The sequence below is a fragment of the Streptomyces sp. NPDC058525 genome (genome assembly GCF_042719495.1).
Lineage (GTDB): Bacteria > Actinomycetota > Actinomycetes > Streptomycetales > Streptomycetaceae > Streptomyces.
In genome coordinates this window covers 1-9,614 of the sequence record NZ_JBHXNP010000175.1, presented here as the reverse complement: position 1 = coordinate 9,614, position 9,614 = coordinate 1, and the positions used below count along the sequence as shown (strand labels likewise).

At 73.8% G+C, this 9,614-nt stretch carries 11 protein-coding genes; 3 read left to right on the top strand and 8 right to left on the bottom strand.

The genetic code is table 11. The annotated features are described in order from the left end of the window. Positions 1–31: 31 nt before the first annotated feature. From ACFWP3_RS40825 to ACFWP3_RS40815, 3 genes are read right to left on the bottom strand one after another with little or no spacing between them, the layout of a single operon-like run. Positions 32–817 (bottom strand): ABC transporter ATP-binding protein, encoded by a 786-nt coding sequence (locus ACFWP3_RS40825; RefSeq protein ID WP_384231828.1) that lies wholly within the window; start codon positions 815–817, stop codon positions 32–34. 5 nt (positions 818–822) lie between these two features. Further along, positions 823–1,866: a FecCD family ABC transporter permease gene (locus ACFWP3_RS40820; RefSeq protein WP_384231826.1), complete on the bottom strand. Its 1,044-nt coding sequence runs from the start codon at positions 1,864–1,866 to the stop codon at positions 823–825. After that, a complete protein-coding gene (locus ACFWP3_RS40815; protein ID WP_384231823.1) occupies positions 1,863–2,885 on the bottom strand; it encodes a FecCD family ABC transporter permease in 1,023 nt (340 codons plus the stop codon). The genes ACFWP3_RS40820 and ACFWP3_RS40815 overlap by 4 nt, the downstream gene beginning before the upstream one ends. 105 nt (positions 2,886–2,990) lie before the next feature. Between ACFWP3_RS40815 and ACFWP3_RS40810 the strand changes: the two genes are divergently transcribed. Beyond that, entirely contained in the window at positions 2,991–3,635 is a 645-nt protein-coding gene (locus tag ACFWP3_RS40810) for an HAD family hydrolase (RefSeq protein ID WP_384231820.1), read from the top strand. Between the two features lie 49 nt (positions 3,636–3,684). Here the strand turns inward: ACFWP3_RS40810 and ACFWP3_RS40805 are convergent, their stop codons facing one another. Then, complete coding sequence (locus ACFWP3_RS40805; protein WP_362303208.1) at positions 3,685–3,936, bottom strand: hypothetical protein; 252 nt, start codon at positions 3,934–3,936, stop codon at positions 3,685–3,687. Between the two features lie 178 nt (positions 3,937–4,114). Here ACFWP3_RS40805 and ACFWP3_RS40800 point away from each other — a divergent pair, with 178 nt between their 5' ends. Beyond that, positions 4,115–4,498 (top strand): cold-shock protein, encoded by a 384-nt coding sequence (locus ACFWP3_RS40800; RefSeq protein WP_322975534.1) that lies wholly within the window; start codon positions 4,115–4,117, stop codon positions 4,496–4,498. A gap of 82 nt (positions 4,499–4,580) precedes the next feature. Here the strand turns inward: ACFWP3_RS40800 and ACFWP3_RS40795 are convergent, their stop codons facing one another. The 4 genes from ACFWP3_RS40795 to ACFWP3_RS40780 all read right to left on the bottom strand — a co-directional run bounded on the left by ACFWP3_RS40795 (position 4,581) and on the right by ACFWP3_RS40780 (position 8,272). Beyond that, positions 4,581–5,450, bottom strand: coding sequence for a 1,4-dihydroxy-6-naphthoate synthase (locus ACFWP3_RS40795; protein WP_384231817.1), 870 nt, complete (start codon positions 5,448–5,450; stop codon positions 4,581–4,583). Next, positions 5,437–6,171, bottom strand: a complete 735-nt coding sequence (locus tag ACFWP3_RS40790) for a futalosine hydrolase (protein ID WP_384231814.1) — start codon at positions 6,169–6,171, stop codon at positions 5,437–5,439. Before ACFWP3_RS40790 ends, ACFWP3_RS40795 begins: the two co-directional genes overlap by 14 nt. Positions 6,172–6,184: 13 nt before the next feature. Beyond that, entirely contained in the window at positions 6,185–6,673 is a 489-nt protein-coding gene (locus ACFWP3_RS40785; RefSeq protein ID WP_384231811.1) for a DUF2771 domain-containing protein, read from the bottom strand. Between the two features lie 219 nt (positions 6,674–6,892). Beyond that, positions 6,893–8,272 carry an MFS transporter gene (locus ACFWP3_RS40780; RefSeq protein ID WP_384231809.1) on the bottom strand — a complete coding sequence of 460 codons (1,380 nt, stop codon included), beginning with the start codon at positions 8,270–8,272 and terminating at the stop codon, positions 6,893–6,895. Between the two features lie 327 nt (positions 8,273–8,599). Here ACFWP3_RS40780 and ACFWP3_RS40775 point away from each other — a divergent pair, with 327 nt between their 5' ends. Beyond that, positions 8,600–9,517, top strand: coding sequence for a DUF3027 domain-containing protein (locus ACFWP3_RS40775; RefSeq protein ID WP_384231807.1), 918 nt, complete (start codon positions 8,600–8,602; stop codon positions 9,515–9,517). Positions 9,518–9,614 lie beyond the last annotated feature (97 nt).

The following is a 9,614-nucleotide window of genomic DNA, read 5'->3' as shown; positions in this document are numbered from 1 at the left end:
CTCAAACGCCGGCGGGGCTGGATGGCCAGGGCTACGGGGTAGGGGCCGTTGGGATGACCAGGGGGGAGCCTGTTACCGGGTCCGGGATGACGATCGAAGTGAGGCCGAAGACCTCGTGGACCAGGTCGGCGGTGACCACCGCCCCCGGCGGGCCCTCGGCCACCACTCGGCCCGCCTTCATCGCCACCAGGTGGTCCGCGTAGCGCGCCGCCTGGTTCAGGTCGTGCAGGACGGCCACCACCGTCCGGCCCCGGTCCCGGTTCAGCCGCCGGACCAGGTCCAGCACCTCCACCTGGTGGGCGATGTCCAGGAAGGTGGTGGGCTCGTCGAGGAGTAGCAGCTCGGTGTCCTGCGCCAGCGCCATCGCGATCCAGACGCGCTGCCGCTGCCCGCCCGACAGGGCGTCCACCGAACGGTCCGCCAGGTCGGAGACCGAGGTGCGGGCCATGGCGTCGACCACGGCCCGTTCGTCCTCCTCCGACCACTGCTGCCACCAGTGCTGGTGCGGCTGGCGACCCCGCGCCACCAGGTCGGCGACCGTGATCGCCTCCGGGGCTACCGGGGACTGCGGGAGCAGCCCGATGGTCTGCGCGATCTGCCGCGTCGGCAGCGAGGACAGGGCGGCCCCGTCCAGCAGCACCGCGCCCGAGCGCGGCTTCAGCAGCCGGCCGAGCGCCCGCAGCGTCGTCGACTTGCCGCACGCGTTGGGTCCGACGATCACCGTCACCTTGCCGTCGGGGACGGCCAGGTCCAGGTCCTCGACCACCACCCGGTCCTCGTACGCGAGCGTCAGCCCGCGCGCGGAGAGACGGCTCATCGGGGTCATGCCTTGCCTCCAGTACGGCTGCGGACGATCAGCCAGATCAGGTACGGGGCGCCCACGGCGGCGGTCAGCACGCCCACCGGGAGCTCGGTCGGGGAGAACAGCCTGCGCGCGAGGAGGTCGCCGAGCACGACGATGACCGCGCCCGCCAGCGCCGAGCACAGCAGCGGGATCTGCGCGGTACGGGTCATCCGCCGGGCGATCTGCGGCGCGAGCAGCGCCACGAAGTCCACCGGCCCGGCCGCGCCCGTCGCCACCGAGGCCAGGACCACGCCGAGGGCGATGAGCCCGAGCCGGACCCGGCCCAGCCGCACCCCGAGTGCGGTGGCGGTGCCGTCGTCGAGGGAGACGCCGCGCTGCGCCCGCGCCGCCCACAGCACGCCCGGCAGCAGTGCCAGCAGCACCCAGGCCAGCGGGGTCGCGACGTCCCAGCCGCGCCCGTTGAGCGAGCCGGTCATCCAGATCTGCGCCTGCTGGGCGACCAGGTAGTCGCCCTTGGTCATCAGCAGGGTGGTCACCGACCGCAGTGCGATGGCGAAGCCGATGCCGATCAGCACGAAGCGCGTCGCGTGCAGCCCGCCGCGCCATGCGAAGAGGTAGACGAGGACGGCGGCGACGAGCCCGCCGAGCACCGACAGGTAGGGCAGTACGGCGTACGAGGTGACCCCGAAGGTCAGCGCCGCCACGGTGACGGCGCTCGCGCCCTGGCTGATGCCGATGATGTCGGGGGAGGCCAGCGGGTTGCGGGCGACGGTCTGGATCAGCGCGCCGGCCACCCCGAAGGCCAGGCCGACGAGCAGCCCGGCCGTCATCCGGGGCAGCCGCAGGGTGCCGACGACCAGCTCGTCGGGGGAGGGCTGCCCGAGCAGCACCTTCAGCACCTCGCCGGGGGCGACGAAGGACTCGCCGACCGACAGGTACACGACGCAGACGGCCGCCAGCAGCGCGGCGAGGCCCAGCGCCACGAACATGGCGCGGCGGTGCAGCAGGAAGGAGCCGCGCCGGGTGCGGACCAGGGTGTATCCGAACGGCACGGCGCTCACGCGGCCACCGCCTTGCGGCGGACCAGCGTGACCAGGAAGGGCACGCCGATGAGCGCCGTCATCACCCCGGCCGGTACCTCGCCCGGCGGCACCACGACCCGTCCGGCCACGTCCGCGACGAGCAGCATCACCGGCCCGATCAGCGCGGCCACCGGCAGCAGCCAGCGGTGGTCGCCGCCGACGAGGGCGCGCGCGAGGTGCGGGACGGCGAGCCCGATGAAGGCGATCGGCCCGGCGGCCGCGACTCCGGCGCCGGTCAGCACGGTGGCTCCGAGGCCGCCGACGATCCGTACGGCGGCCACGTTCTGCCCGAGCCCCTTGGCCACGTCCTCGCCGAGGGCCAGCGCGTCCAGGCCGCGGGCCACGGACACCACCAGGACCAGGCCCACCAGCAGGAACGGCCAGATCTGGTGGACGACCTGGAGGTCGCGGCCGGCCACCGAGCCGACCTGCCAGAAGCGGAACTCGTCGAGCGCCGAGGCCTTCGTCGTCAGCACGCCGGTGGTGACCGACACCAGCAGGGCGTTGATCGCGGCCCCGCCCAGCGCCAGTTTCACCGGGGTCGCGCCGCCGCGGCCGCCGGAGGCGATGGCGTAGACGGCGACGGAGGCGACGGCCGCTCCGGCGAAGGCGAACCACACGTACCCGCTCAGCGTGTGCACGCCCGCGAAGGCGATGGCGCAGACGACCGCGACCCCGGCTCCCTGGCTGATGCCGAGGATGCCGGGGTCGGCGATCGGATTGCGGGTGATGCCCTGGAGCGCGGTCCCGGCCAGGGCCAGGGCCGCACCGACCATGAGGGCGATCAGGGTGCGCGGGACGCGCAGGCTGCGCACCACGTCGGCGTCGGGTCCGCCGGCTCCGTGGACCAGGGCGTCCCAGACCACGGAGGGCGGGACGGGGCGGGCGCCGACGGAGAGGGAGAGCACCACCGCGCATATGAGTGCGGCGAAGGCGGCTGCGGTCCACCCGATGCGACGGGTCGTCAGGGCGCGCCGGAGAGCGGGCGGGGCAGACATGTCACCTATTTCATGATCTTGTAAGGCAAACCTAAGTGTACGTTCCCCCGTTGTCGGCCCGTTGTCGGCCCTCTGTCGGCCCGGGCGTCGGTCCGCCTCGGCACAATGGCAGGTATGAACCTCACCGTCGGCTTCGACCTCGATATGACCCTCATCGATTCGCGCCCGGGAATCAAGGCGGCCTACCAGGCACTCTCGGCCGAAACGGGCACGTTCATCGATGCCGACGCGGCGGTCACGCGGCTTGGGCCGCCGCTCGACGAGGAGCTGGCGTACTGGTTCCCGGAGGCCGAGATTCCGGCCATGGCGGACCGCTACCGCGAGATCTATCCCACATACGCGATCGAGCCGACGCCCGCGATGCCGGGCGCCCGCGAGGCGATCGAGGCGGTCCAGGCGCTCGGCGGCCGGGCGATCGTCGTCACCGCCAAGCACGAGCCCAACGCCCGCCTGCACCTGAAGCACCTGGGCATCGAGCCGGACGCCGTCATCGGCTGGCTGTGGGCGGAGGCCAAGGCCGGGGCGCTGCGCGAGTACGGCGCGCAGGTCTACGTCGGCGACCACGTGGGCGACGTACGCGGCGCCCGCAAGGCCGGCGCGCTGTCCGTGGTGGTGCCTACCGGCCCCTGCCCCGAGCCGGAACTGCGCGCCGCGGGCGCCGACGTGGTGCTCGCCGACCTCACCGCGCTGCCGCAGTGGCTCGCGGAGTACGTCGCGGCCCAGCCGGTCCAGCCCGCCCAGCCCGCCTAAGCCGTACAGCCCGCCTAAGCCGCACAGCCCGGTACGGCTGCCGCCGCGGCTACGCCTGCGAGGCGCGGGCCGCGCGGCGCTGCGCCGCGGCCGAGCGGAGCACGCCCGCCGCGGAGATCGCGAAGCCCACGCCCATCAGCATGCACACGGCCCACGCGTACGAGGGGAACGGGTCGAGGTCCAGGAACAGCGGAGCCATCGTCGCGAGCGTGGCCACGGCGCCCACGATGAAAACGATGCCGCCGGCCTTCACCAGGGCGTCGCCGGGCCGTGCTTCGTCGGCAGGAGGAGTAACAGTCACCCCACCAGGGTAGTTCCCTGGCCTGAGTGGCCGACGGCGAAGGACCGGGGAACGTCTTGTCACCCGGCCCTCGACCATTAGCCTTGAGGTGGCGGGTCACAGTTGACCCGCTGCACTGTTATCCGGAGCCGTTCCACGGCACTTCGGACTCCGACGAGCACAAGGACAGAGGACGGACGTGCCTACCGGCAAGGTCAAGTGGTTCAACAGCGAGAAGGGCTTCGGCTTTCTCTCCCGCGACGACGGCGGCGACGTCTTCGTCCACTCGTCGGTGCTCCCTGCCGGGGTCGACTCCCTCAAGCCCGGCCAGCGCGTCGAGTTCGGTGTCGTCGCCGGCCAGCGCGGTGACCAGGCACTTTCGGTGACGGTCCTGGACCCGGCACCGTCCGTCGCGGCAGCCCAGCGCCGCAAGCCCGACGAGCTCGCCTCGATCGTGCAGGACCTCACGACCCTGCTGGAGAACATCACGCCGATGCTCGAGCGCGGCCGCTACCCCGACAAGGTGCACGGCACGAAGATCGCCGGCCTGCTGCGCGCGGTGGCCGACCAGCTCGACGTCTGAGCCCGGCCGCACCACGTCCGTGCCCCGCCCTCGGCAGAGCGGCGGGGCACACACATGCGACGGCCGGGTCCGCCCCGGCGGACTACGGGAACGCCAGCGCTCCGGGCGAAATGGCCGGTACCAGCCCCTCGGCGGCCGCCCGCGTCAGCAGCCCGCGCACCGCCGCGTACCCGGCGTCGCCGAGGTCGGCGGTGAACTCGTTGACGTAGAGACCGATGTGCTGGTCGGCGACGGCCGGGTCCAGCTCCTGCGCGTGGGCCCGGACGTACGGGCGGGAGGCCTCCGGATCGTCCCAGGCCATCCGGACCGACGCACGGGCCGCCTCGGCCAGCGCCTTCAGGGTCGCCTCGCCCAGCGCCCGCCTCGCGATGATCGCACCGAGCGGGATCGGCAGGCCGGTCGTGGACTCCCAGTGCTCGCCCATGTCGGCCAGACAGTGCAGCCCGTAGTCCTGATAGGTGAACCGGGCCTCGTGGATGACCAGTCCGGCGTCCACCCGGCCGTCGCGCACCGCGGGCATGATCTCGTTGAACGGCAGGACGACGACCTTGCCGACCCCGGCCGGCAGCACGTCCGCCGCCCACAGCCGGAACAGCAGGTAGGCGGTGGAGCGTTCGCTCGGCACCGCGACCGTCTTGCCGCTCAGGTCGGGCCCCGCCCCGCCGGCCGGGCCGGCGTCCTTCACCAGCACGAGCGGACCGCAGCCGCGCCCCAGCGCCCCGCCGCAGGGCAGCAGCGCGTACTCCTCGAGCACCCAGGGCAGCACCGCGTACGACACCTTCAGCACGTCCAGCTCGCCGCGCTCGGCCATGCCGTTGGTGATGTCGATGTCGGCGAAGGTCACGTCGAGGGCGGGCGCGCCCGGGACCCGGCCGTGTGCCCAGGCGTCGAAGACGAACGTGTCGTTCGGGCAGGGCGAGTAGGCGATCTTCAGCGGTTCACCGGTGCTCATGGCGTTCTCCCCAGTTCGCGAGTACGGGCCCCAGCGCGCGGAAGCCGTCGGCGAGGGCGGCGAGCGCGTCCCCGATCCGCCAGGCGGCACGGTCGCGAGGGCCCACGGCGTTGGACACGGCGCGGATCTCCAGTACGGGCAGCCCGTGCGCGGCGGCCGCCTCCGCCACCCCGAAGCCCTCCATGGCCTCGGCCCCGGCCATCGGGTGCCGGGCGGCGAGCTCGGCCGTCCGGGCGGCGGTACCGGTGACGGTGGACACGGTCAGCACGGGCGCGAGCAGCGCCCCGGTGGCCTCGGCGGCGCGCGCGGCGAGCTCGGCCGGCGGCAGGTGGACGCTGTGCCCGAAGCCGAGGGCCCGTACGTCCAGGAAGCCGTCGGGGGTCTCGGCGCCCAGGTCGGCGGCGACGATCGCGTCCGCGACGACGAGCGAGCCGGGCGGGGCGGCGGGCTGGAACCCGCCGCCGATGCCGGCCGAGACGACGAGCTCGTACGAGCCGACGGCCAGGGCGGTGGCGGTGCCGGCGGCGGCGGCCGCCGGACCGACGCCGCCGACGAGCACGTCGAAGGCGATGCCCGGAAGGTCCCGGCGGGTGACGAGGTAGCCGCCGGGAAGGGTGCGCGGCTCAGGACCGAAGGAATCGGGATGAGGGGTCGGTCCTTCAAGAGCGCTGACGACGGAGTCTGCCTCCGCCGCCACCGCGGTCACGACGAGCGCGCGCACCGGTGCCGCCCGGTTACTTGAGCTTGAGGTTGAAGGTCCAGACGGACAGCGGCTTGCCGTCCTCGCCGACCTGGACGAACGCGAGCTTCTTCGAGGCCGGGGCCTCGCCCTGGCCGCCGGTCGCGAAGACGTCGGCGCCCGGGAAGCTGCGGTAGGTGTTCGAGGAGGGCTCGGTGATGGGCTGCCCGTCCAGGACCGCCTGCCACTTCTTGCCGTCCTCGACGACGTCCGGCTCGACGCCGAGGCGCAGCGTGTCGCCGCGGGCGTACTCGACGGACTTGGCGTCCTTCAGGTTCGTGAGGCAGTCCTGGACCTTCTCCATGGACAGCGGCTCGGCGCCACCGCGGCAGGCGGCTTCGGCGGACACCGACGAGGTGCCGACCGTCACGGTCGCCAGCGGTGTCGGCTTGTCGCAGGCGGAGAGGAGGAGGAGGCCGGCGGACACGGCTCCGAGGGCCGCGACGCTGCGGCGGGCCCTACCCGAGAAAAGCGGTGCGGTCATGAGCCGAAGGCTATCGGGCCACTGGGCTGCGCCGCTGCACGGGGTCCCCCGGCCTGCGGCGCGCCGCTCCGCCCACCCCCTGGGCCTCCGCCCCAGACCCCCGCCCGAAACGCCGGCGAGGTGGGTCTGCCCGGTTGCCCGGGTGCGGCGCCGCTGCCGGGGGCCAGCCCCCGGACCCCCAGCGCCTCAAACGCCGGCGGGGCTGGAATTCAGCCCGGGCTAGGCGACTCGGGGGCGGGGGGTGCCCGGGTGGTGGCGGGGGGCGTTCATGAGGCCGCGCAGGGCCATGGTCGTGCCGAGGGCGACCACGCCCGCGGCGACGGACATCCCCAGCACCCCGTTCAACGGCAGCGCGATCCCGATCGCACCCCCCAGCACCCACGCCATCTGGAGCAGCGTCTCCGAACGGGCGAACGCGGACGTCCGCACCGCCTCCGGCACGTCCCGCTGGATCATCGCGTCCAGCGACAGCTTCGCCAGCGCCTGGCAGAAGCCCGCCGTCGCGCCCAGCACCGCCATGAACAGCCCGCTGAAGAAGGCCGCCGCCAGCACCGCCACCCCGAGCGTCAGGCACAGCACCGCCGCGATGATCACCTCCGGCGCCCTCGCCCGCAGCCACGCCCCGACCGCCGTGCCGCAGGCGTTCCCCACGCCCGCCGACACGCCCACGATGCCCAGCGACACCGCCGCGCTCTGCCCCGCCAGGGGATGCTCGCGCAGCAGGAACGCCAGGAAGAAGATCAGGAACCCGGAAAGGGCCCGCATCGACGCGTTCGCCAGCAGCCCGCACAGCACCGACCGGCTGACCGTCCGCAGCCCCGGACGCTTCGAGTGCGCCTCGTGCGTGGACAGCCGGGCCCGCCGCTCGCCCCGCGCCTCGTCCACCTTGTGCGGCAGCGTGAACGCCGCGAACGTGCCCCACACGAAGATCGCGCAGGCCCCGTACAGCGGCCACTGCGGCCCGATCTGGTGCAGCCCGGCCCCCACCGGCGCCGCCACGCCCGTGGCCAGCAGCCCGGCCAGCGTGACCCGGGAGTTCGCCTTGACGAGCGAGAACCCGGGCGGCAGCAGCCGCGGCACCACCGCGCTGCGCACGACCCCGTACGCCTTCGAGGAGACCAGCACCCCCAGCGCCGCCGGATACAGCTCCAGCCCGCCCGTGGCCACCGCGGCCGACATCATCAGCGCCAGCAGCGCCCGCGCCAGCATCGCCGCCGCCATCGAGGCCCGCCGCCCGTGCGGCAACCGGTCCAGCAGCGGCCCGATCACCGGAGCCAGCAGGGTGAAAGGGGCCATCGTGATCGCCAGGTACAGGGCCACCCGGCCGCGTGCCTCGTCCGTGGGTACGGAGAAGAACACCGTCGAGGCCAGCGCCACGGTGATCATCATGTCGCCGGCGCCGTTGATGGCGTGCAGCTCGATCAGCTTGCCGAGGCCCGACTCGCCGGCCCCGTGCGCGTGCGTGGCCCGCCGGATGCCGCGCGCCGTACCGGTGATGGGCAGGTGCAGGGCACGCCCCAGCGCCCGGCCGGCCCGCCTGGCCGGTCCCGAGCCGTCGCGGGACGACCGTACGGGTGCCACGTGGCCATAGTGCCCCACGGGCCCCTCCCGGACCCTCCCCGGCGCGTCGCGGGGGTTGCTCCCCGCGCGCCCATCTCCGCGAATCGGACCTTGCATGTGGGCCCGGGGCTTCGAAGGAGGTAGCGTGCGTAGCGCGCCACCGGCGGTTGCTCTTGGCCGCGCGCCTCTTCGCGATCCCGCAGAATGGATCGCATAAAGGTGCGCCCGGAGTCCGATCGGGTGCGGACGTCGACGCGGCCCTCTGGTCCGCTCCGCCCGTTCCACGTACGGACAGGACCGACGGGTCGTTGTGGACGACAGTACGGACGGCGCACTCGTGAGACGGCGTAGGAGAGAACGAGACCAGTGAGTGCTGCGACGACGCGAAGCCGTACCCCGCGTACCCCCGACCGCCTGTGCGTCGAGGCGGTAGACCTCGCCCGTGCGGCCGCCGAGGAGGCCGCCTTCCCCGGTGTGGTGGGCGAGCACGTCTCCGCGGTGGCGGAGGGCGACCGGGTCGTCACGCACTTCTTCGAGTCCAAGGAGCCGGGCTACCGCGGCTGGCGCTGGGCCGTCACCGTGACCCGCGCCTCCCGCGCCAAGAACATCACCCTCGACGAAACGGTGCTGCTCCCCGGCGAGGACGCGCTGCTGGCCCCCGAGTGGGTGCCGTGGAGCGAGCGGCTGCGCCCCGGCGACATGGGCCCGGGCGACCTGCTGCCCACCGACGCCGAGGACCTGCGGCTGGAGGCGGGCTGGTCGGGCGAGGACGCGCCGCCGCCGAACTCGGTGGTCTCCACGGAGATGGCCGAGCTGGTCGAGGCGGAGGACGCGGACGTCACCGACCGCGCGGTGGTCCCGGTCCGCGGGTCCATCACGGCCGTGGCCGAGGAACTGGGCATGCGCCGGGCGCGGGTGCTCTCGCGGTACGGGCTGCACGGCGCGGCCGACCGCTGGGACGAGTCGTTCGGCGCGAAGACGCCGATGGCGCAGGCCGCGCCGGCGTCCTGTGTCTCCTGCGGCTTCCTGGTCGCGATCGGGGGCTCGCTGGGGCAGGCGTTCGGGGTGTGCGCGAACGAGTTCAGTCCGGCCGACGGCCGTCTGGTGTCGCTGTCGTACGGGTGCGGTGGTCACTCGGAGGCCGCGGTCATGCCGGCGCCGCTGAGGCCGGCTCCGCCGGTGCTCGACTCGATGGCCGCGGACGAGTTCCCCCTCCGTCCGTCCCCCGACACGGGCTCGGTCCCCACGTCCGACCTCCCGGCCGCCGACCTGGGCCACTCGTAGCCCGCCGCCTCCTGGGGCTCCGCCCCAGACCCCGCGCCTCAAACGCCGGCGGGGCTGGATTGTGCCCGGCACTTGGCGGACGGGATCAGCCAAATCC

What these genes read in the sequence shown, in the direction of transcription:
- ACFWP3_RS40825 (WP_384231828.1), bottom strand. Translation starts at nt 817, where the DNA reads ATGAGCCGTCTCTCCGCGCGCGGGCTGACGCTCGCGTACGAGGACCGG.
- ACFWP3_RS40815 (WP_384231823.1), bottom strand. Translation starts at nt 2,885, where the DNA reads ATGTCTGCCCCGCCCGCTCTCCGGCGCGCCCTGACGACCCGTCGCATC.
- ACFWP3_RS40810 (WP_384231820.1), top strand. Translation starts at nt 2,991, where the DNA reads ATGGCAGGTATGAACCTCACCGTCGGCTTCGACCTCGATATGACCCTC.
- ACFWP3_RS40795 (WP_384231817.1), bottom strand. Translation starts at nt 5,450, where the DNA reads ATGAGCACCGGTGAACCGCTGAAGATCGCCTACTCGCCCTGCCCGAAC.
- ACFWP3_RS40785 (WP_384231811.1), bottom strand. Translation starts at nt 6,673, where the DNA reads ATGACCGCACCGCTTTTCTCGGGTAGGGCCCGCCGCAGCGTCGCGGCC.